Annotated in this window: 24 protein-coding genes, 1 pseudogene and 1 riboswitch; of the genes and pseudogenes, 13 read left to right on the forward strand and 12 right to left on the reverse strand. The window is 32.2% G+C overall.

Translation table 11 applies throughout. The annotated features are described in order from the left end of the window. Window positions 1–253 precede the first annotated feature (253 nt). The gene (locus tag RAH41_RS05720; protein WP_331221200.1) at window positions 254–1,561 is read left to right on the forward strand and encodes a C40 family peptidase; all 1,308 of its coding nucleotides are present in this window, start codon (window positions 254–256) and stop codon (window positions 1,559–1,561) included. Between the two features lie 205 nt (window positions 1,562–1,766). On the opposite strand, the gene RAH41_RS05725 is transcribed toward RAH41_RS05720, so the two are convergent. The 4 genes from RAH41_RS05725 to RAH41_RS05740 form a co-directional block, all read right to left on the reverse strand. Beyond that, window positions 1,767–2,333 (reverse strand): 5' nucleotidase, NT5C type, encoded by a 567-nt coding sequence (locus tag RAH41_RS05725; RefSeq protein WP_331221201.1) that lies wholly within the window; start codon window positions 2,331–2,333, stop codon window positions 1,767–1,769. A 15-nt stretch (window positions 2,334–2,348) separates the two neighbouring features. Beyond that, window positions 2,349–3,446: a bifunctional diaminohydroxyphosphoribosylaminopyrimidine deaminase/5-amino-6-(5-phosphoribosylamino)uracil reductase RibD gene (gene ribD / locus RAH41_RS05730; protein WP_331221202.1), complete on the reverse strand. Its 1,098-nt coding sequence runs from the start codon at window positions 3,444–3,446 to the stop codon at window positions 2,349–2,351. After that, window positions 3,439–4,200 carry a GTP cyclohydrolase II gene (locus RAH41_RS05735; protein WP_331221203.1) on the reverse strand — a complete coding sequence of 254 codons (762 nt, stop codon included), beginning with the start codon at window positions 4,198–4,200 and terminating at the stop codon, window positions 3,439–3,441. Before RAH41_RS05735 ends, ribD begins: the two co-directional genes overlap by 8 nt. A gap of 92 nt (window positions 4,201–4,292) precedes the next feature. Beyond that, window positions 4,293–5,387 carry an FAD-dependent monooxygenase gene (locus RAH41_RS05740; protein ID WP_331221204.1) on the reverse strand — a complete coding sequence of 365 codons (1,095 nt, stop codon included), beginning with the start codon at window positions 5,385–5,387 and terminating at the stop codon, window positions 4,293–4,295. Between the two features lie 176 nt (window positions 5,388–5,563). Here RAH41_RS05740 and RAH41_RS05745 point away from each other — a divergent pair, with 176 nt between their 5' ends. Further along, entirely contained in the window at window positions 5,564–5,878 is a 315-nt protein-coding gene (locus RAH41_RS05745; RefSeq protein WP_331221205.1) for a winged helix-turn-helix transcriptional regulator, read from the forward strand. 1,040 nt (window positions 5,879–6,918) lie between these two features. Further along, the gene (locus RAH41_RS05750) at window positions 6,919–8,388 is read left to right on the forward strand and encodes a BglG family transcription antiterminator (protein WP_331221206.1); all 1,470 of its coding nucleotides are present in this window, start codon (window positions 6,919–6,921) and stop codon (window positions 8,386–8,388) included. 36 nt (window positions 8,389–8,424) lie between these two features. Here RAH41_RS05750 and RAH41_RS05755 read toward each other — a convergent pair. Both RAH41_RS05755 and RAH41_RS05760 read right to left on the reverse strand, forming a co-directional pair. Next, window positions 8,425–9,393: pseudogene (locus tag RAH41_RS05755) on the reverse strand (alpha/beta hydrolase). Between the two features lie 396 nt (window positions 9,394–9,789). Continuing rightward, window positions 9,790–10,071: a DUF3892 domain-containing protein gene (locus RAH41_RS05760; RefSeq protein ID WP_069032911.1), complete on the reverse strand. Its 282-nt coding sequence runs from the start codon at window positions 10,069–10,071 to the stop codon at window positions 9,790–9,792. A gap of 199 nt (window positions 10,072–10,270) precedes the next feature. Here RAH41_RS05760 and RAH41_RS05765 point away from each other — a divergent pair, with 199 nt between their 5' ends. Beyond that, the gene (locus tag RAH41_RS05765) at window positions 10,271–10,483 is read left to right on the forward strand and encodes a hypothetical protein (protein WP_331221207.1); all 213 of its coding nucleotides are present in this window, start codon (window positions 10,271–10,273) and stop codon (window positions 10,481–10,483) included. 205 nt (window positions 10,484–10,688) lie between these two features. Here the strand turns inward: RAH41_RS05765 and RAH41_RS05770 are convergent, their stop codons facing one another. Then, a complete protein-coding gene (locus RAH41_RS05770) occupies window positions 10,689–11,687 on the reverse strand; it encodes a DNA/RNA non-specific endonuclease (RefSeq protein ID WP_331221208.1) in 999 nt (332 codons plus the stop codon). 543 nt (window positions 11,688–12,230) lie between these two features. Continuing rightward, window positions 12,231–12,332: riboswitch (purine riboswitch) on the forward strand. Window positions 12,333–12,597: 265 nt separating this feature from the next. On the opposite strand from RAH41_RS05770, the gene RAH41_RS05775 reads away from it, so the two are divergent. From RAH41_RS05775 to RAH41_RS05800, 6 genes are all read left to right on the forward strand, one after another. Then, entirely contained in the window at window positions 12,598–13,830 is a 1,233-nt protein-coding gene (locus RAH41_RS05775; RefSeq protein ID WP_331221209.1) for an HD domain-containing protein, read from the forward strand. Window positions 13,831–13,844: 14 nt separating this feature from the next. Then, window positions 13,845–15,101, forward strand: a complete 1,257-nt coding sequence (locus RAH41_RS05780) for a cytochrome P450 (protein ID WP_331221210.1) — start codon at window positions 13,845–13,847, stop codon at window positions 15,099–15,101. A 73-nt stretch (window positions 15,102–15,174) separates the two neighbouring features. Next, on the forward strand, window positions 15,175–15,813 hold the full coding sequence (locus RAH41_RS05785; protein WP_331221211.1) for a dienelactone hydrolase family protein: 639 nt from the start codon (window positions 15,175–15,177) through the stop codon (window positions 15,811–15,813). Beyond that, window positions 15,810–17,006 (forward strand): MFS transporter, encoded by a 1,197-nt coding sequence (locus tag RAH41_RS05790; protein ID WP_331221212.1) that lies wholly within the window; start codon window positions 15,810–15,812, stop codon window positions 17,004–17,006. Before RAH41_RS05785 ends, RAH41_RS05790 begins: the two co-directional genes overlap by 4 nt. Further along, a complete protein-coding gene (locus RAH41_RS05795; protein ID WP_331221213.1) occupies window positions 16,972–17,409 on the forward strand; it encodes a hypothetical protein in 438 nt (145 codons plus the stop codon). The genes RAH41_RS05790 and RAH41_RS05795 overlap by 35 nt, the downstream gene beginning before the upstream one ends. Before the next feature lie 172 nt (window positions 17,410–17,581). After that, window positions 17,582–18,046: a hypothetical protein gene (locus tag RAH41_RS05800; RefSeq protein WP_331221214.1), complete on the forward strand. Its 465-nt coding sequence runs from the start codon at window positions 17,582–17,584 to the stop codon at window positions 18,044–18,046. Window positions 18,047–18,279: 233 nt separating this feature from the next. Here the strand turns inward: RAH41_RS05800 and modA are convergent, their stop codons facing one another. After that, a complete protein-coding gene (gene modA, locus RAH41_RS05805; RefSeq protein WP_331221215.1) occupies window positions 18,280–19,089 on the reverse strand; it encodes a molybdate ABC transporter substrate-binding protein in 810 nt (269 codons plus the stop codon). Between the two features lie 155 nt (window positions 19,090–19,244). On the opposite strand from modA, the gene RAH41_RS05810 reads away from it, so the two are divergent. After that, the gene (locus tag RAH41_RS05810; protein WP_331221216.1) at window positions 19,245–20,183 is read left to right on the forward strand and encodes a helix-turn-helix transcriptional regulator; all 939 of its coding nucleotides are present in this window, start codon (window positions 19,245–19,247) and stop codon (window positions 20,181–20,183) included. A 119-nt stretch (window positions 20,184–20,302) separates the two neighbouring features. On the opposite strand, the gene RAH41_RS05815 is transcribed toward RAH41_RS05810, so the two are convergent. After that, a complete protein-coding gene (locus RAH41_RS05815; RefSeq protein ID WP_331221217.1) occupies window positions 20,303–20,608 on the reverse strand; it encodes a LysR family transcriptional regulator in 306 nt (101 codons plus the stop codon). Window positions 20,609–21,180: 572 nt separating this feature from the next. Between RAH41_RS05815 and RAH41_RS05820 the strand changes: the two genes are divergently transcribed. Further along, window positions 21,181–21,330 (forward strand): hypothetical protein, encoded by a 150-nt coding sequence (locus tag RAH41_RS05820; RefSeq protein WP_331221218.1) that lies wholly within the window; start codon window positions 21,181–21,183, stop codon window positions 21,328–21,330. Window positions 21,331–21,440: 110 nt separating this feature from the next. Next, window positions 21,441–22,142 carry an SPFH domain-containing protein gene (locus tag RAH41_RS05825; protein WP_331221219.1) on the forward strand — a complete coding sequence of 234 codons (702 nt, stop codon included), beginning with the start codon at window positions 21,441–21,443 and terminating at the stop codon, window positions 22,140–22,142. A 276-nt stretch (window positions 22,143–22,418) separates the two neighbouring features. On the opposite strand, the gene RAH41_RS05830 is transcribed toward RAH41_RS05825, so the two are convergent. From RAH41_RS05830 to RAH41_RS05840, 3 genes are read right to left on the reverse strand one after another with little or no spacing between them, the layout of a single operon-like run. Continuing rightward, on the reverse strand, window positions 22,419–23,582 hold the full coding sequence (locus RAH41_RS05830; protein ID WP_331221220.1) for an ABC transporter permease: 1,164 nt from the start codon (window positions 23,580–23,582) through the stop codon (window positions 22,419–22,421). Next, complete coding sequence (locus RAH41_RS05835) at window positions 23,548–24,267, reverse strand: ABC transporter ATP-binding protein (RefSeq protein WP_331221221.1); 720 nt, start codon at window positions 24,265–24,267, stop codon at window positions 23,548–23,550. The genes RAH41_RS05830 and RAH41_RS05835 overlap by 35 nt, the downstream gene beginning before the upstream one ends. Continuing rightward, the gene (locus RAH41_RS05840) at window positions 24,267–25,520 is read right to left on the reverse strand and encodes an efflux RND transporter periplasmic adaptor subunit (protein ID WP_331221222.1); all 1,254 of its coding nucleotides are present in this window, start codon (window positions 25,518–25,520) and stop codon (window positions 24,267–24,269) included. The genes RAH41_RS05835 and RAH41_RS05840 overlap by 1 nt, the downstream gene beginning before the upstream one ends. Window positions 25,521–25,743: the final 223 nt, after the last annotated feature.

Consider the following 25,743-nt stretch of genomic DNA (forward strand, 5'->3'; position numbering starts at 1 on the left):
AATGATAAGAGTTTCATTTTTTTCTTTGTTTTTTTTTAGTAAATTTTGATTTAAATTTACTTTTCCGGAAAAATATGACACTAAATAAGTGAAGATATCTATGAACTTATGTTAAAATTTAAACTAAATGTGATCACACATTTTAAATAATTTAATTACCAAGTTCATGTAATCTTAGATTTGCCCTTACTATTAAATGAGGTAAGGGATTTTTCTTTGTTATTTCAGTTATTGGTTAGAGGGAAGGTTAGTAATGAAATCAAAATCAGCAAGTACCTTAATTAAGTTAAATTTGAAAGGAGTAAGAAATAAAAAGCGAGCATTAACATTAAACTCAATGGCATTAGTTGGACTTGCATCAACATTAACAATTCAAATTCCATATAATACTACTGCGGCTGCAGCCTCTATTGATTCCAAGAAAACTCTGCAATCTAGTAAACTATATTCAAATAATATAATAAGTACATATAAATCAATTGGTAATGGTGTCCACGTAAGAACTGGAGCTGGTACCTCTTATCAGATTTTAGGTAGTGTTAATAAAAACCAAAAACTAGATGTTATTTCATTGTCTAATGGTTGGTATAAGATAAAATTTAATGGATCAACAGGATACATTAGTGCATCTTATGTTGAAAAAGTTACCGAATCGAATAATAGTATTTCTAATCAAGTGGTCAGTTCGGGTAATTACTTTTCTACTGGTAATGGTGTCCGTATAAGATCGGGCGCTGGAACTTCTTATCAGATTTTAGGCAGTGTTAATAAAAATCAAAGACTAGATGTAATCTCAGTTTCAAATGGTTGGTATAAAATAAAATATAATGGAGTAACTGGATATATTAGTTCATCCTATGTTGGAAAAGTTACCGAGTCGAGTAATAATAATACTAATCATAATCAAACGGTTAGTACGGGTAACTACATTTCTACTGGTAATGGTGTCCGCATCAGATCTGGGGCTGGAACTTCTTATCAGATTTTAGGTAGTGTTAATAAAAATCAAAGATTAGATGTAATCTCACTATCTAATGGTTGGTATAAAGTAAAATATAAAGGGACAACTGGGTATATTAGTGCATCTTATGTTGGAAAAGAAAAAGTTTCGAATCAGACAGATACAAATATGACAGACTCAAACAAGGTTGATTCAAATCAGGTAGATTCAAATAATATTCAGTCATTTGATGTACAAACTTTAATCAACATATCAAAAAAATATTCAGGTGTACCTTATATTTGGGGTGGAGAAACTCCTTCAGGTTTTGATTGTAGTGGGTATATTTCTTATGTATTCAAAGAATCTGGCCTGTCACTTCCTAGAACAAATGTTGCAGGTTATTGGTATAATAATTCAAATTTAAAAACCGTAGCTGACTTTCAACCTGGTGATTTAATCTTTTTCCAAAACACTTATACTTATGGACCATCCCATATGGGTATAGTGATTAATAATAATGAGTTTATCCATGCAAGTAGTAGTTCAGGAGTAACGATTTCTAAAATAAACAATTCATATTGGAACCAACATTTTTTAGGATTTAAACGATTTAAATAATTTTTCAACATCTTACTTGAAAAAACACCTATCATGGGTGTTTTTTTAGCTTGACGATATTAAAATATAGTTGATTTTTCCTTACTCATAGCGAGTTCAAGAGTAACTATTTTTTTCATCAATTGTATATTTAGGTATAAAAAATGCACCTCCAATGTTAGACTGTTTCTAAATTTGGGGTGCACTTCCTTACAGATATTTTTTATTAATTACTCTCAATAATCTCTTTTAGTTCAGACCAACACGTAATACGCGGGATGTCCAACTCTCGATTATATGAAGTGTCTTTCACATATGCTTTTAAAGGTAATTCTGATAGTGTGTTCAATATTTCTGGTTTATCATCAAAGTAGTAATCTAAATCTAATTCTTTTATAATATGAATTTTTTCAGAATCTTTCATTCCGCAATAAAAGCGATCTGGATGAACAGGAAATCCATTTTTTAATAACCATTCTTTTGTTCGTTCACCATATTCTTTATTTCTTGCTGTCACATAGTAAATTTCGTGTCCTTGCTTTTCTAATTCTTGTAATGTTTCAACAGCATATGGAAATGGAGGACATGTAGTAAAGTATGTTTCTTCTAAGTTACTCTTCCACATTTTGCTTCCTTCTTCTGCCGTTAAGCCAAAAGGTTCATGAATTTCAACTGTTTTTAATTCATTGTAAGCTTCTATAGGAATATTTTTATTTAGCTTTTTATTATAAATGTGAAAAGCATGCTGTCTTAAATCAATTAAAGTATCGTCTATATCGAATCCGAATTTCATTTTAAAAGTCCTTCCTCATGAAGTAATATATTTAGGATAGCCTATGAATTTATAATCAGGACCAATTTTCGTTAATTCAATATTTTCGAGTTCAATCGCTTGTCCCATTTTATCAAGCCCAGTACCTTCTAAAAATGTAGGTGCATTTTTTCCACCTATTAATTTAGGAGCTAAATAGACAATCACTTTATCAACTAAATTCTGATTGATAAAGGAAGCATTTACTTCTCCACCACCTTCTACTAATAAAGAAGAAATTGAATGTTCACCTAGAATTTTTAGCATTTCGTTTAAATCAACTCTATTTGAATTACTCGTAACAAATACTTTTACACCTAAGTTTTCTAATTCACTTCTTTTTTGTTCAGAGTGGTTTTGACTTGTGAATATCCATGTTTCAGCTTGCCCATCGGTTACTACTTTTGATTCTAAAGGTATTTTTAAAGTAGAATCTAGAATCACTCGTACTGGATTACGTCCGTTTGGAATTCTAGTTGTTAATTCTGGATTATCTTTTAATACTGTATTAACACCAACTAATATCGCACCAATTTCATTTCTTAATTGATGAACATCATTTCGAGCTTCCGCTGAAGTGATCCATTTACTATCAGAAGAATGGGTTGCAATCTTTCCATCTAATGTAGATGCAGATTTCATTACGACAAAAGGAATGTTTTTAACAATATATTTGTTAAATACTTCATTCATTTTGATCGACTGCTCTTCGCAAACTCCGATGATTACTTCAATTCCTGCATCTTGAAGAATTTTTACTCCTCTTCCTGCCACTAAAGGATTGGGGTCAAGTGTTGCGATGACTACTTTTTTCAAACCTGCATGTACAATCGCCTCTGCACATGGACCAGTTCGTCCATGATGAGAGCATGGCTCAAGCGTTACATAAATTGTGCCACCTTCAGCTTTATCTCCTGCCATTCTTAGCGCATTAATTTCAGCATGAGGTTCACCAGCTTTTAGGTGAGCACCAATTCCAACTATCCGATTATCATTTACAATTACAGATCCTACTAATGGGTTGGGGTCGGTTTGACCTTTTGTAGCCATGGCATTTTGAATAGCTAAATTCATATAAAATTCATGATTACTCACTAGTACGTCCTCCTTTAAAATGACCAGAACGAACAATTTTAGTCTCTAAATACTTTTCGTTATACTTTGATTTGTCTCCCCATAATTGAATTCTCCCAGATACATTAGCACCAGATTTTTGAAGAGCATCCAATTTTCTTGGGTTGTTTGTAATTAAAGTAACCGGTTTTGAGCGAAGCGTTTTTAATACTCGAATAGCGTCTTCGTAGTTTCGTGCATCATCTACAAAACCAAGCTCTTCATTTGCCTCAACCGTATCAAATCCTTGCTCTTGGAGAACATATGCCATCGCTTTACTAAATAAACCGATTCCTCTTCCTTCATGATTTGCTAAATAAAATAATGCACCTGATTCATTTGAAGAAATCATTTTCATTGCTTCTTTTAATTGGAATCCACAATCACAACGTTTACTTCCAAAAATATCACCCGTATGACAAATACTATGCATTCGAATTAGTGCATCCTCTGAATTTTCAAAGTCACCATAAACTAATACGCTTGATTGTTGCATTTCTGCTAAATTTGAAGAGGCTAATTTACTAATAATTTTTTCTGTGTTATATGACCCATCGTTACAAAAATCCCCTTCGATATCCTCACATCGTAGCCAACAATACCATTGAAAAATGACTGTTTCCCCATCTAAATTTACTGGTAGTTTAATTGGTCCAACTAAATAAATTGATTTATCGTTATTTTTTATGACATTAATTTTCTCTTTTAATAAAGAAACTACTTTTTCGTTGATCATGAGGCTTCCTCCTGTTTTCTAACACGATTTCATATTGATATAATATATTTCCTAGTTTTTACTTGTCCATATTTTAAATTTTAAAATTATTCTTATCTAGTCACATCAAAATGCTGTTTAAAAGTACTTTCCTGGGTTAGTTGTTCCTTTTGTAAGCTTTCAACTTCTTCTCGTCTAGTATATTCAAATTTCTTTAACACTACTGTACTTGTATCTTTGTTTCGAATAGCATCTTGAATGATATCTGTTAAAATATCTGCATCTTTCAATGCAATATTTACACCAAGCGCAGCAGTAGGACTCATCGTATGAGCCGCATCCCCCATTATAATTAAGCCGTCTTTTACCCACGTTTTACTACGGCTACTTTGAACATTTAATAAAACAAAATCGTTCCAAGATTTTATATTTTCTTGAACAGTTTCAGTCAGTTCTGGAAATGCTTTGATTAGCTGATTTACAAAAGGATTAAAAGATTTACTTCTTAAGTTCGGAAAAGAACCTTCATCTATATTCCATCCTATTTGAATAAACCCTCCTGCTTGAGTAAACAAAGCCAATTGATGTTTATTTATCAATGTTAATCTAATTGTTGAATCCCAACTTGCTGGTCTCGGTACTTTAGCCCAAAGTAGGTCGTATCCATGTTTTATAATATCTGTTTGTATATTTGCTAATTTGCGAATCGTTGAGAATCGGCCGTCGGCTCCAATTATAACTGAGCTATTAATTGTTATCTCAGTACCATTATTTATTGCTTTAACGCCAATATATCGACCATTTGGATCTTCGATTAATTTAGACACACGTGTTCCCATCAAAAGCTTGAAGTTTTCATATTTATTTGCTTCTTTTAAAATAACATTTAATAAATGATTTTGTGGAACATGAATACCAACGTGTTTTGAACCTTGTGGTGGAAAAATATTTTTTATTATTTTATTATGATTCCAATATTCAACAGGATCCATGAGTAGTAGTCCATTTTCTTTAACTTTTTCATAAAGATGATGCTTTTTTAATATTTGTTCACCTTCAGAATTTAGATGTTCTCCTCTAAATTCTTTATCAATTCCATTATGTCGTTCCACAAGAACTGTCGAAATATTATTTTTCGCAAGCAAATATGCTAATAGTGCACCACCTGGTCCTGCACCTACAATACATACATCTGTATTCATATTCATGTTGTTTTGCCACCTATTTATAGACATTTATTATGTTTCTAAAAAAATTATTTGGTTACTTTATGTAAGTAAGTTTAATTTAGTAATAAACTTACGTCAAGTAATAAATTTATGTATCGTAATCTTGTTATTAATAAAAATTTAGTTATAATATGTTATAGGTGAGGTGGTTTTAAATGGATTTTTCTTTATTATGCCCTCGGTTTGAAAAAAGCGTTGAATTAATTAGTAAACGCTGGGCAATTCTAATAATTTTTCAACTTCTTTCTGGATCACAACGATTTTGTACAATCGAATCAAACTTGCCAATTAGTGGGCGTGTCCTTTCAGAAAGACTAAAGGATTTAGAACAAGCAGGTATTGTAAAACGAGATGTTTATCCAGAAACTCCAGTTCGAATCGAATATTCTTTAACAGAAAAAGGACTGGCTTTAGAACCAGTTATTAAGGAATTAATGAAATGGTCGCAAGATTGGACAACAATCGATTAAAAATAGTTTTTGTTATTTGCTTCGCCTTTTAATTATTTTTTAGAATTCTAATATGTATAAAGGAGATGTCTCATCGGGATTAATGCTAACTATGAGACATCCCTTTTTAATAACAATAAAAAAGTTGCCTCAAAAGTACGCTGACTAATGAGACAACCTTTATTCACTTTTCTATAAATTTCTTACTCTACTAGCTGCTTATTGAATACCTAACTCACTCTTACTATCTGCAAGTTCTTTACCTTTATAACGCTAACCAGTTTTGGAGCATTGTCTACAGCTGGATTTTGTTTTAAGAAATTCTTTTCTACATAAGCAAAATCTTTTGCATCAACTGTACCGTCATTGATATCAGCTGAACGTTTGTTTTTTCATTTGTACGTTCAAAAGTATTTCTAATTTTTAATTTTAATCTTTTAAGAAAACTGATCAATTCTTTCTTCTTTCAAAAATCATTCTTGATTATTCGATTGTTCTTTTTCCTTCTTTCTTTTTAGAAAAAAATTAAGCCAATGATCCCTACTAAAAGTAATAATCCGCCTCCGATATAATACCAATAATGATTATTTTTTATTTAAACTGCTTTATTATTCAAATCTTGACACTTGAATAAATGGCTTTTTAGATTCAGCAGAATAAACTTCTGTTTTATTTGAAATCTCATTCCAGAAACAAACGTTATGGATGATTTTGAGTATCCTACAGATAATACTCCATAAAAGTTGAGTGAGCAGCTCCAACTAATGATGACATCCCGATTACACTAACAAGCGCGACTTTTGTAAATTTCATTTCACTTTACTCCTTTAAAATTTTTTTGTTTCAACGATGTCATTATTTCGCCGTATTAAAGTGATTCCCATGATGTTTTTTACCTTTGATTTAGGTGAAAATAATATCCTGTCTTCAATAAAAATTCACATTTTACTCTAAGATTCGCATTAAAAGGTAATTTTTCAGAAAAAACTTTCACTGAATTAAGACGGAACATTAATAGCAATAATAGTAATAAATTGGACAAAAATATATGGAGATTTTGAATGGATAAATCAACAAAGCGGAAATTACAAATAATAGATATTTTAAGTAAAGAAGATAAGTGGTTTAAAACAGAAGAATTAGCAAATGAGTTACTTTGTACTGAAAAAACAATCCGAAATGATTTACAGGCAATTAACACACACCTACCTAAAGGATGGCAAATTGAAACAATAAAAGGGAAAGGAATTTATATTAATAAACCGATTTCCTCATCAATTAACCAAATTCGTTCACTTTTTGTAAAAAACTCCTTGAAATTTCAAGCTATCATGCTAATACAATTTACTCAAATTAAAAGTATTGCAGAATTAGCAAACGCGCTTTTTACACAGCAACCTACTGTCTATTCAATACTTGATCGAGTTGAGGAATTATTGGGGGCCTACCATCTAACTTTAAAACGTGGCCCGCTCGAAATCGTAGGAAGAGAATTTGAAATTCGGCTATTGTGTAGTGATATTCTAGATGTTTTATACTCTTATTCGGATGACCAAGAATGGCCACTTGAAGCATTCTCATTTCAAGATATTAAAAAAATTGTAGTGGACACAACCGAAAAGTTTAAATTATTCCTATTTCCTTCTACTGCCAATAAGTACATCTATTTACTTGGAACGATGTTATATAGAATCGATAAAAAAATGCATCTTGGATTAACTGAGCAATCGAACAACATGGTTTTAGAATCAAAGTATTTTAAAATTGCTAATGAAATTTGTAGTCATTTAGAAAATCGATATAAACAGTATATTTCTATGAATGAACGGATTGCGTTTTCATTATTAATATCAACTCTTCCATATTATAGTTTTGACAACATGGAAAAAAACGAATTTCTTTATTTATATCAGAATCAAAAAACAAAGTATTTTAAGGAACTCTATCACTTAGTTGAACTATTAAAGGAAAAAACAGGTATATCGTTAGATAAAGACGAGGAGTTTCTATACACATTACATGACCAATTCCAAAGATACTCGTTCATTTTATACTCCATCGATAAAAAAGAACCATCCTATTCAATGGACCGTTATGTTAAAAATCAGTATTCAGACCTATATAAAAATGTATCAAAAGCATTACAAATCTGGACAAAAAAATTTTCATACCCAGAAATTACTAGAGATAAAATTGCGAAAGTTACATTAAATGTTCAAGCTTCTAAAATTAATTTCTCATCATCAAGGAAGAAGGTTTTATTATTAACAAGTAATGGTCCAGGAGTTCATCGTTATATTGAAACGAAATTGGTTACTGCTTTTGGACATAAAATTGATTTTATTCTACCTAAATTAGGTGAGTTTGAATCAACAATTATAAATGAACTAAACATTGAGTTTATTATTTCTGATTTCTTGCTTGAAGGCGAAATCATTCACCCAGTTATTACAATTGATCCTGTTCTTACGCAAAGAGATATTGATCAAATTTCAAATTTTTTAAATTCAAACTCGACAGAAAAAAAGTAAGGCCAAAAAATAAACCTTACTTTTTTTGTATTTTGACTATCTATTCTCCAAGTGTCGTTTAATAAACTGTGCAATTTCTGTATTCGCTTGCTTACTAATACGCGAAGCTTTGTCCATTAACTGAAAATCATGAAACATTCCTCTCCAAACTTTACATGTCACCTCTACGCCATTAGCATTTGCTTTTGCAGCATAGGCTAAAATATCATCGATTAACTCTTCCCTTGCGCCAGCATGAATCAGCATTGGAGGTCAACCTTTTAAATCACCATAAAGTGGTGAGATTAAAGGATTTTTCCGATTATTATTCCCTACGTATGTATCAACAATATTGATATCATTTCCATGATAACTTGCATGAATACGATCAAAATCTGAAGTGTATAATTGACTTTCTTTTGTTAAGTCAGTCGCTGGAGAGATTCCTACAACAGCAGTTGGATAGTTTCGATTTGAAGATTTTATTTTATTTAACAAAGCAAATGCTAAATTACCACCAGCACTATCACCAACGATAATAACTTTAGAATTAGGACCATAATTTTCCCCTAAATAATTATAAACTTTTTCAACATCAGTTAAAGCTGCTGGAAATGGATTTTCAGGTGAAAGTCTATACTGTATCGTTAATACCCTGTAACCTGTCTCTCTAGCTAGGATTGTTCCTAAATTCCTTGAAAATCCTAAACCACCCCTGGTCCACCCTCCGCCGTGTACATAAAAAACAATCTTATCTTCTGAGGATCCATCTGGAATTAACCATTCTACTTTTGTTCCTTCAATATTATCTCCTTTAATTTTAATATTTGGGGGAGTTGGAATTATTTGTTTTTCAATTTCAATTCGTTTTTGTTCTAATGATGCCGTTCTTCCTTCTTTTGCCTTTTTTATATTTAATGCTCTAAGAGCTTCCGAAACTTTGTCTGGTTTCTCATTCTGATAGATAAGGGAAGAATTACTTTCACTTTTCACAGTATTTTTCGAAGCAACTAAATAATTTCCCATTAACAAACACGTCACTAGTGAAAGAAATAAAAAAGTTTTTTTCAAATTAGCTCCCTACTTTACTGGTATTTTTTGTTATCTAATATTAAATTTTCCATTTTCTCATGAATTACTCAAGATAAAAAAGGTGCACAGAATTTGTGCACCTCAGGCTGTTGACAAGCGCTCGCTTTCTTCGTTACTTCGCCTGTCTGCGGTGCTCATTACCGTCTAGGGTAACTCCGCTCCTCACCAGGCTTTGTGCCTCGAAAGACAAGCGCTTGCAATCAGCCTGAATATCAAGTTTTTAGTACTTTGTCTACACACTGAGGTGCACAGAATTTGTTTTCCATTTTCTCTTGAATTACTCAAGATAAAAAAGGTGCACAGAATTTGTGCACCTTTTTAGCGTAGACATTAAAAAGTAGGTAAATTACTTAAATTATTTGTAGGATCACCATCAGGGTAAGAGCGAAGGGTTTTATGTGGATTATCTCCACGAGTTAGACCCGTGTTCACATCTTCAATTTGTTCAAGTTCTGCCATTGCAATGGCTTGCTCAATCCCGACTATTTCACCATTTTGAAATTTTACATCTGTAATATCACCATCGCCATTTTTTCGTACTGCGACGATATGTAATTTATTTGGATCATCTTGATGTTCAGGATGTCCGATACCACGATTTTGAAACGACATTCCAATACACCTCCATTTATTAGACACAAAAATAGTATGGCGAGATGAAAATATGTTTATCCTTCCAAATTATTACAAGACTAAATCTAAAATAATATTGATAGATATTTCACAATTTATACACAGACAAATTTGCACAAAAACTATACGATAGTAGTGTAATCATTAATCCAAACCACTTTCGAAAGAAGGGAAAAATATGACTACTATTTTAGGAATGACAAGAGAAGGTAGATTAATCCACAAAATTGGTGATGGTTATTACCGATATACAAAATTAAACAAAGACGAACTAAAAATATTAAATATACTTATTGGTGAAGGTATGGCGACTGTCGTAAAAAAAGGGATCGATAATGCGGCTCTTGTTAAACTGACTGAACAAGGCAAAATGATTAAACACGAATGTTAGCTTTCATTGTTAGGAATAAATGATTAATACATCCATGACACCCTTTATATATTTTTATTTACCCCTTTAAAATAATAGCTGAAATAACTAAGCATACTTAAAGGGGTACAGTTTTATTTAGGCGACTATGTTTTTACATTCTTTGATGAATCATTTGTTTATACAATGGCATAATAGAATTTATCACGATTATTATTGACTCCATTTATTCGCCTACTAAGCCATCACCATCTCGATCATCCATGTATTTATAGAGCCATGAATCCCGCGTAATTGGCATTTTAAAGCCAGCTGCTTTAGCTTCAGCGATTGTAACACTTCCGTTATGATTGGTATCCACTTTACTAACATCCTCATTACTATTTTTCGTGTTGTTTACAGATACATTGTTTGTTTTCGGTAGCGTACTGCTCGCACCTGTCGTTTTCCTTAAATTTTTGTTCACTTCATCTGGGCTTACATTGTCAAATTCATCTGTAATGGATCTGCCCTGAATTTTGTATGTGAATTTATAATGGTTAGGAATTTGCGTCTGCGTATTTGGATATTGAATCACTGCTACGAAATCTGTACAACCTCTTGCATCTCGAATCACTTTTTCCATATAAGCTTGATCGCCGTGCCTATTGAGATTGCTGTTCTGAGGTGTAATGTTATATGCGTTTGAAACTCCCCCAAGTGAGTCAGCAATCACATGCCCTTTATCCAAGGTCGGACTCTCTGTACCAGGAACATTCGCTTCATCAGTGTAATATCTTCCTGATGACAAAACATGATCAGTTTTCGAATTTTGAAGTGTTATCTTTTTCGCCTCAACACGAATAAGCTGACCGTATTCATTTGTATACGCCCAATATTTGCGTTCTCCATATCCGACATCTACTTTGACATTCGGCTGTCTATCTCCTGACATGTCCCCGCCGTTTACTACAATTAGGGTATATTTGCTGTAATCAAATCCGTTCGTTGTACCTGTTGACTTTGAAGTACTAGATGCAGGAACACTTTTGTTAGGTTCACGATCACTAGTTGGTTTTACTGTTTCATCGGCAGACGTACCCTTATTGGTTTCAACAGCCTTGGAAGCCGTGCTCGCTTTCGATTGGCCTTTTTCTGATGTAGTCTGTTCAGTGATTTTTCCGCAACCCACAAATACAAATAGTAAAATCACAGTAAATAAAATCAAAAATATTCTTTTGTTCACATTTCTGCACACCTTTCTCATTTTTCTACACTAGAAAAATCATATATAAACGATAACATATTTTAATCTTTTGTTGGAATATATCTATCGTTTGTATTGATTCTTTAAGCAACAATCCGACCTAGCAGTTGAATAAGAAAATCTCCAATCTACTTTAAAAGCGCAAAAAAAAAAACGCTATCTCATAATCAAGACAACGTTTTAGATTGATTTCAAATTTGTTCATTTAAACTTGTGCCAAACTGATAAAGACTTTAATCACTCTGGATTAGCATCGGACCTTATTTGACTACTCTTTCAGGAGAAAAACCTAATAATCTATTACGTATTGGAACTTCTAAGTATATTTTACTGTCAATTTCGAAAATGAATCATCGATAAAAAGCACAGTTTAATTCCGTATATTTAACTATTAATAACTAAAATTAACCTATAAAACTTCATACTATATTCTCATAGAGATAGTGTTGATATTTAATTTGAATAAATGTAATATATTAATTGATAATCCTGCAGGTTATTTTTTCCAATTTTACCACTAATTACCATAACTATTTTATAGCTCGTATATCCCCAGAAATATGGTCTGGGAGTCTCTACCTAATTCCCGTTAAGAATTAGACTACGAGGTAATTTTTACTTTATTAGTAAAAAAAGCTGAATTTAATAAAGGGTAACTATGTTCCTTTGAATAGATCTTTTAAATACTCTATTAATCTAAGACTGTTTAAAAGTGGGTATTCTTCACCTATTTGAAGTACTTTATTCCCTTTAAAATATCAACTTTTTTGCGAACCAAGATAAAGTAGGACTTATCTCTTTAGTGGAGAATACGTCCTACTTTATCTTGGTTTTTTTACGTCACTTAAATGTTTTCTTAAATTAATGTTTATAGAAGGGGTTTATTGATATGTATAAGGCCATGTATCATACTTTTGATCACCTAAGACTATCTGACAAGCAAACGCAAGAGGCTAATATTGCGTTCTTACATGACTTTAATGCAATTTTAGAATTCCCCCATTTAAAAAAATTAGCAAAAAAAACACAGTTAATTCCCAACTCAGAGCATTGCCATAATCGTTTGTCTCATACTATTGATGTATGCCATGTTTCAGGCTTAATCGTGCAACATCTTAATAATTATTTTCAAAAGAATAACATTACACCCATAAATAAAGATTTAGTAAAGACTATTAGTCTAGCTCATGATATTGGTCATCCACCATTTGGACATACCGGTGAACGAGTGCTAGATGAAATGATGAAAAAAATGGGCGGATTTGAATCAAATGCACAAAGCGTTAAAATTTTAGTTAATAGTTCGGATGATTTTAAATACAGAACCCTTACTGCCATAATGAAATACAAAAATAAAATCCCGTTAATTCGAGAAGAATATAACGGTTTAATTAAAGGCTATTACGGGTATATGACAGACTATTTAGAACCTTTATTTTTGACATATCGAGACAATGTCATTGAGCAATCGATCGTAGACATAGCAGATACGATTTCTTATGCCCTATCAGATCTAAAAGATTTAATTCTATTTTATGGAGAAAATAGATTTGCTCAATTACTTAACAGATATTTTACAGAAAGCACGATGCTAGCGGAGACAATGCTTTCTTTCCCTGATATTAGTAGATCTGAATTACTTTATTTCATTCCAAAAATTATGGAAGACATTAAAAATAATATACTTGGGGAAATATTACAAAATTACCGTATGTTCACATCGAAATCACTTCATTCTATTATCCATGATTTTATAGAAACATTAGTGATTAAGATAAACTATGCACATCCAATGTATAGTAAATTGAGTCTCCCAATAGAAAATGAAATAAAACTTTTTTTATTAAATCAAATTACTAAGAAATGTTTCTTAGAAAGAAAAGTTAATAGAGAAATAGATAAAAAGATTACTCATAATATACAGCTCACCTACGATTATCTTTTTAACTTAAATAGTGAGGATTCTTTGTTGAAATTAGATAAGGAAGTCTTACATCAATTGATCAATCTCTCTACTGTTATTGAGCGTTCACGTTTTGTTTGTGACGTAATGTGTCATTTAAGTGATATGGAGATTGAAGATTTTGTAAGGAAATCTAATAAAAAAATAATTGTAGTATAACAGGAGGAAATAACATGAGTATAAATGTAAAACAATCTGTCGAGCAGTTCAGTTTAAATAGTAAAGAGTATTATGAAAACAGATACGAATTATATGAAAGATTACGAAATGATGCACCTGTTTTTTGGCATGAAGAAATGCAATCTTGGTTTATAACTAGATATGAGGATGTGTCAAAGAATTTACTTGGAGATAAATTTATTTCAAGTAATGTAATTCCGAATAAAATGAGTAATCTTGCTGAAGGAGAAGATCAACATTTTAAAGATATAATCGATATCATTAAGACTTGGATGGTCTATAATGATCGACCAGTTCATTCTCAATTAAAAGGTTATATGAACAGAGCCTTTTTAGTTAATGAAATCGAACTTATCGCTCCTGAAATTCAGAAGATTGTTTCTACAATCGTTGATAAAGTTCTTGAAAAAAACATAAGTTCATTTGACTTTGTAAAAGAGATCGCACACCCTATTCCTGCAATGGTACTTTGTAAAATGTTAGGAATTCCTGGTGAAGAAGTCGACAGATTTATTAAGTGGTCTGATGATATCGCATTATTTATGCAAGATTTCGTTGTGTCTCATGTTCCTAGTAAAGAAATTAGTGAACAAGTTAGAGGAAGCGTAAGAGAAATTTGGACATACCTTTCAGATGCGATTGCGGAAAGACGTAAAGAAAAGAAAAATGATTTATTAAGTAGGTTAATCTCTGAAACTCCTGGTGAAGATGGTGAACTTACTGATGATCAATTAATTGCTCAAACAATGCATTTAATTTTTGGTGGACATAAAATTCCTCAATTTGTGTTAAGTAATACATTACATCTTCTATTTAAGAATCAAGATGTTCTAGAAATGCTTAAAAAAGATATGTCCCTTCTTCCAAAAGTGTTAGATGAAACAATGAGACTAGAAGGGCCAATCCAATATATTGTTAGACATGCTTCAAATGATATCGAATTACACGGACAGCAAATCAAGAAAAATGATTCGGTTTATTTCTTCTTAGCTTCTGCTGGCCGAGACGAGCGAGTATTTGCAAATCCTGACAAAATGGATATAAGTAGAACAGGTTTCCGTCATGTAGCTTTCGGCGGAGGTTATCATACTTGTATAGCTGCTGCTTTTGCTCGTGTGGAGATCATGGAGATTCTTAAGGAAGTAATAACTCGTTTTCCAACAATCGATTCATTATATGATTTAGAAAATCCAGAGTGGACTGCAAACCCTACTTTCACTGGAATGATCCAGATGCAAGTGAAAATCTAGTATTACAGGATATTTGATAGGAATAGAAAAAAATTTCTATTCCTATTTTTTCTAATTTAGAGGTGATTACAAATTGAATAATTGCGAGTTTCATAATACTACCATTTTAGTCGTTCATGAAATTTATGGAATTAACAAACATATAAAAGAAATTTGTGACAATTTGAATAAATTAGGATTTACAGTCGTTTGTCCAAATTTATTAGGTAATTCAGAGATTTTTTGCTATAAAGATGAAAACAAAGCTTATAAGCATTTTGTTCATGAGATTGGTTTTGAGTTAGCTACTAATAAAATTATAACTCTTGCAAAAGAACTTCGAACTAAATGTGCTAATTTGTATATTTTGGGGTTTAGTGTAGGTGCAACGATTGCATGGTTAGGCAGTAAATATGACGGGTTATTTGATGGAATAATTGGATTTTATGGTTCGAGGATTAGAGACTACTTAGAGGTTAGTCCAAAATGCGAGACCTTATTAATTTTTCCAACGAAAGAAAAATCATTTGATCCTGAATGTGTCGTAAATAAATTGAAAACAAAAGATAAGATTCAAATCATTAAAATAGAAGGAAGTCATGGTTTTACCGATCAATCAACTTCTAATTATAATCGGTATGCTACTGAATATTGTTTTCAAAAAATGCGTGATTTTATTATGAAACAAAATCATCAAAAAAGTAATTTTTCCGAAACGGGTGGAATCAAATGACCGATCAAAAATGGATGTCATTACAGTTTTTTGGGTTTTTCTTCACTTTTGGAATTTTCGTACCTTATTGGTCTGCTTGGCTAACAACAAGTAAAGGTTTTACAGCTGATGAAGCTGGACTTATCATTGCTTTAGGATTAATAACAAGGTCAATAACAACCTTTTTTATTTTTCCATTTATAAGTAGATACCTAAATTTAGCAAGATTAAACCAAGTAGTTTCCTTAACTTCTGTTACGCTATTAATCCTATTAATCCCATTTAATAGTTTAATTGCAGTAGCTTCCATTACAGTTTTATTAAGTCTAGTTTATCCAATGCCTTTAGCTATGTATGAGTCTATGGCGTCTATCCTTATTAGAGAAAGCAAAATAGAGTATGGAAAAAGTAGATCTTATGGCTCGATTGGCTATATTATTTCTCTATCATTAACCGGAATAATTATATCTTTAAAAAGTGAAAATGTAGTTATTTACTTTTTGATAATTGGATGTGTTCTACTTTCTTTATTAACATCCATGAACGCTCCTTTACCTTTAAAAACAAAAATAACATCAAAAAAGGTTCCATTATTTAAATTGTTTAAATCAAAAGCGTTTTTATTAGTACTAACGATCTGCATCACCCTTCAAGCTGCACATGCAGCATATTATAGTTATGCTGTTCTTTTTTTGAAAAATATTGGGGTGAAAACTAGTTTTACAGGTTTCATCTTAATCATTGCAGTAATATCAGAAATTGCTTTCTTCTATCTATCAGATTCTCTATTTAAAAGGAGATCTGTTCCAGTTTTATTAATGTTTAGTGTAAGTGCTTCTATATTAAGATGGGTATTGATCTTTTCTTTTAACAGCATTTCAGTTTTTGTATTGTCTCAATTTTTGCATTCTATTACTTTTGGGCTTACTCAATTTGCCTTTGTAAAATATTTAGATGAAAACATCGAAAACAAGTACTTCCCCTTTGCTCATGGAATTTATGCAGCTCTTGGTTTAAGTTTAGGTAGCGGTATTTTAACATTAGTAAGTGGTTACCTCTACTCTATATCTCCATCTTTTGCTTTTTTAGGTATGGCATTGGTCTGTATCCCCTGTTTAGGATTATGTTACTTTTTGAAATTAACATTAGGGGATCAAAATAACTTAACAGGAGAGATAAGTGAAAATGTTACTAGTAAAAGAAAAAGTGTATAGTACTAAAAAGTCTGTAAACTCTGATGAAACAATTCATACAGAAGTAATTCATTTGAATGAAGAAAAAGTGATTAAGTTGAAATTTATAAGTTCAAATTCTCCTAGAAATCAGGGTGTCGGATTTATATCAGAAAATGGAATATCAATCAACAATGCCCCAAAACAAAAAACAGTCATTATTTGGAAAAATGAAGTTCAATCAGAACTAATCTTAAAATGCTCCAGTGGCTTTTTAAATATTTTTAATGTGTGGGAAGAAGAACGAATGGTAGGTTTCCATGATTTTCAGTCTGGTATGAGAATCAAAAAGGAGAAAGATGCAATGTTCTACAGTTGTAATGATACTTTTGCTAATGGTGATTTTACCTCTTTAGTATTCTCACTTGAAATACTATCCGATTAAAATAAACAAAAAAGCAGAGTTGAATTTTTTCAATTCTGTTTTTTACTAAAAACTTATACCATCTTTTCCTTAATCCAATCCTTTCTTTGCGTCTATTTTTGGAAAGAATAGGAAAAACTAAATTAAGATTCGATATAGTAAACTTTTGTTCACTAGAAAGTAGGTATTAAACATGACTGAAGATTTTTTTGCTGATTATGAAAAATTTGTTGTTCCACCTTTATATCCATTTAAAGAAGAGAAACGAAAATTTAATCCTAAAGACTATGCATCATATTACATCTTAACAGTCTCATTATATGACTCTCTTATTTCAAATTGGAACGAGGCGGCTAAATATAAAATTGACGTCCGAAACTGTATAGATCACGTATTAAATGATTTTAATGAAAAAAAAGGTGGTAAATATCATCTTCAATTACTTGAATTTGAAAGTGATAAATCCTATTTTGTCATTGCCTTGTCTATAAAAAATAAAATTGAAAAAGAAAAAATCGATGGAATTATTTCAAAGTATATTGAACAACTTGTATCAAATTCTTTTTATATTGGACAGAGCTGGTACTGGCTAATCGGTCAAAAAGGGAAAAGAGACCGAAAACTCTTCAATATATCAATAAAGGAATACATGCACTAGCCTATATTATTCGGCATTCTATTTTTCTTTTATTTAATAAAAGGATTGATCTTAAATTTCCCCTTCTAAACACGCTTCAACAAAGCTACTTATTCGTTCTCTATATCGAACTCACGTATCCTTGTGTTTTAAAGATGTTCGAAACATAAAGCTTCTTTAATTTTTCCACAAAAGAAAAATGAGCCAATCAACTAATCGGCTCATTTCTAAAACTTATGTCAGATAAAAAAAAGTTAATTTAGTCCCTTAAACCCATACTTCTCTAATATCTTCACTGACTCATCATTTTGAAGATATTCAAAGAATTTTTTTGCTTCTTTAGGTTGCTTGCTATTCTTTATTACGCCTAACGGATAAATAATTGGATCGTGTGTATTTTCAGCTGCTGTTGCTACAATCTTAACTTTTGTCGATGTCAATGCATCTGTTTTATATACAATTCCTGCGTCCACATTATTTGTTTCTACATAAGAAAGTACTTGCCTAACATCCTTACCATATACTACTTTTCCTTCAATTGATTTCCAAACATTTAAATTTTCCAATGTTTCCTTTCCATATTGTCCTGCTGGTACAGATTCTGGCGTACCGATCGAAACTTTATCTGCTTTTGTAAGATCTTCAAAAGAGTTAATTTCTTTTTTTGTATCCTTTGGTACAACTAAAACCAGTTCATTTCCAACTACATTTTTACCCTGGCTCTGATTAATTAAACCAGCTTTTACTAAATTATTAAATTTGTCCTCTGCAGCTGAGAAGAAAAGATCGACTGGTGCTCCTTGAGAAATTTGTTGTTGTAATGCTCCGGATGCACCATAGTTGAAGTTTATTCTTATATTAGGATTTTCCTTTTCAAAGTTTGCTTTAATAACGTTAAGTGCATCCTGTAAACTAGCAGCTGCTGAAATAGTTAATTCTACATTTTTTTGAGAAACTTCTTGTTTCTGAGCTGTCGACTTTTTAGCTTGCTCATTTGATGAACAACCAGATACAACTAGTCCTAATAACATCATCGAAACTATTAAAGAATAAATTTTTTTCATCCTTCATCTACCTTCCCGCTTAATATATAACTAGTTATATCTAATTATATTTAGTTATAACTAAATAAGAAATAGAATTTTAAAATTCCAATAAATTTACTAGGAATATGCTTTTTACAAGGCATTGAGTTAAAATAGAAAATGGAGGGATGTAAATGACGACGGAACTTTCCTATACAATCGAAGAAGTGTCACAGTTTTTAAAAGTATCGAAATTAACCATTTATGACCTTGTCAAAAAAGGTGAATTACCTGTATTCCGTGTAGGAAGACAGATGAGAATAGCAGCAAATGACTTGGACAATTACATAAAAAACAATAAAACAAATCAAAAAACCACATTGCCTGCCTCAGTTTTTGAACCCCGTAGAAGTGATCATCTAAAAGAATCAAATCATATTGTTATTAGTGGCCAAGATTTAGTTTTAGATATACTCGGTAAACAGATCGAGAAAAACTCAAACTATAAATCTTTAAGATCTTTTACTGGAAGCTTAAACAGTCTTATTTCTATGTATAATGGTGAATGTGACATTGTTAGCCTTCATCTTTTTGACGGAGATACAGGAGAATATAATCTACCATATCTTAAAAAAATTTTAGTGGGACATCCATTTATTTTATTCAATCTGCTATCTAGGAAAGCAGGCTTATACGTTAAAAAAGGTAATCCTTTAAAGATTACCTCTTGGAAAGATTTGGAACGTGAAGATATAAAAATTGTCAATAGAGAGAAAGGCTCAGGTGCTCGAATTCTTCTCGATGAACAGCTACGTATTAATAAGACCTCTCCTAAAAATATTAAAGGATATGAACATGAAGTGAGCAATCATATAAGTGTGGCCTCCGCTGTCTCAACAGGGGTAGCAGACGTTGGAGTAGGAATTGAAAAAGCTGCTAAAATTGTAGGAATTGATTTTATTCCACTCGTCACAGAACAGTATGATTTAGTTATATTAAAAACCCCTAAAAATGACCACCTGATAAGTATAGTTCAAGAAATCTTAACTTCTGATCAGTTTCAATCAGAGGTTGATTCTTTAGGTGACTATGATACTTCTATGACAGGGAAAATTATATATGAGACAAATTAAAAGAAGGATACTGAAATTAGTACCCTTCTTTTTTGCTTGTTATTAAAAGTAAAAGTCATTCGAACAAAACCAAATCTGCTATCATTTGGTCCTAAATTTAAATTACTTACTATATTGTGTTAGAACATACTCAAATCATACATTGTATTTACAGAAGATTTTTTATGTAATGATTTAACCTCATCTTCAATTTCGCGACAATTCCTTACGATCTCCTGTATATGTGAAATAATTTGTAAGCATTCAAATGAAGGCATCACTTTGGTTTCTTCCACACACTCAATTAACTTTATACCAAATTCTTTTTCTAAACTAATGATTGATTCTTTCATCTCAGCTTCATTAACAATTAGCTTCTGTGCTGCAATCATAAAGGAACCACTTTCTATCACTTCACAAAGATGACTTAATTGTTCAATTTTCATATAGTTTCCTCCATTACTCTACGATGTTCCTTTTCCTGGTCTAGTTTAATTATATTAAGTGTTGATGTGATTTTAATTTTTAAAAAAAGTATCAATACTGTTTTTTCAAATAATTAATCGTTTATAACCACGTATGTAATCTTCTTCCTAAAAACCAACTGACCAAATTCATATAATTCCAACTCTATTAAAGGAAAATTCTACAATTAAAATTAATTTCCCTTTGATTTAAACTTGGGTTATTTTTGCCTTGATTTTATTGATTTTTCCAGTTCGACACTGCTAATTTCAGAAGAAATCTATATTAAATAAGCCAATTTTATATTACTCAAATAGAAAAAACCCTACAATTTGTGGGTTTCTTAGGGATTCCCTATTCTTGAATATTTTTAACTATAAATATTCATTTGGGGTAATTTTGTTAAAACGTATTAATTTTTCCAATGAAAGCTGATAACACACTAAATTCTAAGCAAAATTTAATTAATAATACAGCTTAAATCAAACTATAATTGCATATAAGAAATGGTAGAAAGATAGTCAATCTAATATTCACATTCGGGGGAATAACAATGGTTTTCTTTTATCAATTCGGGATTTTAGTTGTCATTATTGGAATCGTGCTCTTCTTATTGTTTTATAAGGTCTTTATCAAAATAGGTAGGTTATTTAACAAACATATTAAAAACATAAAAAAAGAAATCGGGAGAGATGAAGAGTGAACGGTTTAAGAAGTCTGCTTGCTGGCGGAGTTATTATAATTGGAGGTATTATTTACACAATTGGCGGTATGTAGCATATTAGTGTTGGTAGTATTGGTATTGAAAAACATATGAGCGGAGAAATTACTGAAGTCCCCCAAGGTTTTCATTGGACTGGTTGGGGAGTTTCGGTACAAGAATATCCTACATATACACAATCATTAGTTTTATCAAGTGACAAACACGAAGGTGGAAATTCGAATCAAGAATGGTCAGTAGGTACCGGAGATCAGCAAGAGCTCCCTGTTAATACAAATTTAACATGGAAAATTTCAACTAAAAACGTCGCCAATCTTTATCAATCAGTAGGTGGAAAAGATATTAGTTACATCAAAAATAACATCGTCAAACCTACAATGAAAAATGTTGTTAACAAAATTACGCACAAATATAGTTGGAACGACATTAAAGGTTCAAAACAAGCTGATATTACTGAAGAGATCAATGCTTCACTAGATAAAGAACTTGCAAAACAAGGTATTGAAGTCGGAACTTTTGGATTTACACACGTAGGTTCCCCTGCAGGTATGGCACAATCGCAAGCACAATTAGCAACTTCTGAATTGAACGTAAAAAAGGCATTAGCTGACCAAGAAAAAGCTAAGATTGAAAATCAAACAAAAATCCTAAATGCGGAAGCAGATGCTAAAGCAAATAAAATTTTATCAGACTCACTTACTCCAGAATTATTAAAGAAAATGGAAATGGATGCTAGGCAAAAATGGGGTTGGGTTACTGTTCAAGGTGGGACACCTCTAGTTCAGGCAAAATAACCAATAAGAAGAATAAATTTAAAAATATTTAACAGGCATATAAGGTCATTCGAATTTTAGAATGCTATTTTAAAAATAACTTCACCTAAGGCGTCAAGTAAGGTATTAATTGATAAGTTTATTTCTCCCAAGCAATTCACTACTCAATTTAAAACTCTTTCTACATTTTTAGGAAGGGTTTTTATTTATTTTAAGATTATTAAGAATGATTTTTTTAAAACATAAAAAAAGGTGCCCCTTAAAAATTTTACTTTTGGGACAACCTCTTTATTCTTTTTATTCATATCGAAGCGCTTGAATAGGATCAAGCTTTGACGCTTTATTCGCTGGAAAAACACCAAATACGACCCCAACTAATAAAGAAAATACAAACGATAACAGCATAACCGGAACAGAGTATGCAATTGCAGTTCCTGTCGTTATCGTAAATATTTTGGCACTTATTACACCTATTAAAACGCCTATAATTCCACCAAGTGAACTTAATACCATTGATTCAATAAGAAATTGAAGAAGAATACTTCCACGCTTTGCTCCAATTGCTTTTCGTATTCCGATTTCTTTTGTGCGTTCTGAAACCGATACTAGCATAATATTCATAATACCGATACCACCAACAATAAGTGAGATCGCAGCACTTCCACCTAGCATTAATGTCATCGTTTTATTAACAGATGAAGCAGTTTCCATTAAATCCTCTGGACTTGAAACACTATAGCTATCTTCATCGCCAATGATTGCAAACATCTTTTGTTCAATTCTACGTAATGTAAAATTAATCATATTTTCATTTTCTACTTTTACATAGACAGTTCCAATTGAAGTAGTAGATGCCAAACGCTGAGCTGTGCTAAGTGGAACAAATATCGTACTGTCTCCACTTGAACCTAATGAACTACCAACTGATTGAAGTACCCCAACGACTCTAAATGATGTTCCATTAACCTTAACGTATTGACCAACTGGATTTCCAAAACCAAATAAAGTTCTTGCTGTGCTTGAGCCAAGTACTGCTATTTTTGAGTGATTATCATTATCTAAGTCTGCGATAAACCGCCCTGATTGTAGCTCTAAATCACGAACTTTTAAATAAGGTGACGTTGTTCCTGTCACTGATACTTGTGCGTTCGTTTGTCCGTTTTTTACAGTAACTCTTCCAGAAACAGTCGGAGCAATTGCTTCTACACCACTAACGTCCTTAAGTTGATTGGCATCATCTTCTTTAAACGTTACATCGGAACCAGTAACACTTACTGTTAATACATTTGTACCTAAGCTTCCTATTTGATCTTGCACTTCTTTCGTTGATCCTTGTCCAATCGCAACCATCACAATAACGGAGGATACACCGATAATAATACCTAGCATCGTTAAGAACGCTCTTACTTTATTTCCTTTAATGCTCTTAAGCGCCATTCTCAGTGTCTGCAAACCATTCACCACCATTCTCGTATAGCTGGCCATCATGTATCCGCACAACACGATTTGCCTGTTTTGCAACATCTAAATCATGTGTAATTAGAATAATCGTATGTCCTTGCTCATTTAACAAATTCATAATCTCTAAAATTTCCTTACTTGTTTTACTATCGAGAGCACCAGTCGGTTCATCTGCTAGTAAAATAGGAGGGCTTCCAGCAAGGGCACGCGCAATTGCGACACGCTGTTGCTGCCCTCCTGATAATTGTGTAGGTAAATGATTTGCCCGATCTACTATTCCTACTTTTTTTAATGCCGAAAGGGCAATTTCTCTTCGTTCAGCTGTTTTCATTCCTCTATAAATAAGAGGAAGTTCTACATTTTCTACCGCAGTTAACTTTGGTATAAGATTGAAATTTTGAAAAATAAATCCAATTTTTTCATTCCGTATAGTCGCTAGTTGCGAGCTCTTCATTTGCCCTACATCATCATTATTAATCAAATATCTCCCAGAATCTGGTCGGTCTAAGCACCCAATCATGTTCATAAATGTTGACTTGCCTGAACCTGATGGACCGATTATTGATATAAAATCACCCTTTTGGATATCAAGAGATACACTCTGTAGAGCCATTACCGTTTCACCGCCAAGTTCATACATTTTCGTCATATTTTTAATTTGAATGATCGGCTCAAAGTTAGTCATTATTTACCTCCTTGTCCGCCACCTAATTGATTTTTCCCCCCGAAATTTCCGCTACGGTTGAATTCACTACCTGAAAAACCGCCACCAGAGAATCCACCACCTGGAAACCCGCCTCCTTGCATCATAACTCCACCAGAATTCCCCTTAGATTGAACGCTCGGAATTTCAATAGACTCGCCTTCACTTAATCCACTTGTAATTTCTACACTCGTATCATTTGAAATACCAGTTTTGACGGTAACTTTCTTTGTAGATTGTCCAGAATCATCTGTAGAAGTAGGAACTAGTACATATTTTTCATTTCCATTTTTATATACTGCTTCCACTGGAACATATAGCGCGTCGGCTTTACTTTGTATTAAAATACTTGCTTCTGTTGACATACCTATTTTCAAACCTTTTGGATTTTTAATTTTTACAGTTACATCAAATGTTGAAACGCCATTTGTCGATGTGCCTTCATTTGCTACTTTTGTTACAGCCCCATCGAAAGTTTCACCTTCAAAAGCACTTGCTGTTATTTTTACTGACTGTCCAACTTTTACCTTTGTGATATCTAATTCATCAACACTGATTGTTGTTTCCAAAGAACTATAATTTGTTATATGCGCAACTGTCGTAGAACTTTGTACCGAATCTCCACTATTCACAGCAAGACTAGTAATTGTTCCAGCAACTGGTGCCTGTAAAACACTACCATCTGTAAATTTCATAAGTGTTTCACCTGCTTTGACAACTGATCCTTCCTTCACATTTACAGTATCCGCTACTAAAGTACTACCTACAGTATTTCCTGTACTAGAATTATTTGAGGAACTGCCACTACCTTCCCGTGTAATCGGTAATATAACGCCATCTTCATCTTCCATGCGCATTAGTACTTTTCCTTGTGATGCACCGCTACCGCTAGTTACGTAAACCTTTGTAATTTCTCCATCTTTTGGAGCCGTAACAACATCACCATTCTTAAATGTCACAAGTGTGTCACCTTTATCTACTGATTCTCCAGATGAAACACTTACACTGTCCACAACAAGAATCGTATTTGCTGCAGTAACATCCTCGTCGGTATTTGCAGTTACCGAACCCGACCCAGTAACAGCTACTTCTAACTTTCCTTTTTGTGCCGTAATTGTTTGTACTGTAGCCATCACATTTTGGGCTTGATTTGCTTGACTCTTACTATATATGAACCAGCCACTTCCTCCTCCAACAGCAACAACAATAACTGAAATAATAACCCACTTTTTCAATTTACTTTTCTCCTCTCCATCAGTGAGATTGATATGAATATGTACCCGATTATTCTTTATTGAGATACATGCGATTTCGGAATTTCACATATCTCAGAGCCTCTACTATCTTTTAACGATTTTAAGAACATCAGGGCTTGTCTTTCGTTTATACAGCAAACTTACTCTACTATTGATCGTTTGTTTTAGAGCTTGTTTTAGTTTATTTTTTACTCCTCCTAAT

Origin of the sequence: Gottfriedia acidiceleris (assembly GCF_036421055.1) — a bacterium.
Taxonomy (GTDB): domain Bacteria; phylum Bacillota; class Bacilli; order Bacillales; family Bacillaceae_G; genus Gottfriedia; species Gottfriedia acidiceleris_C.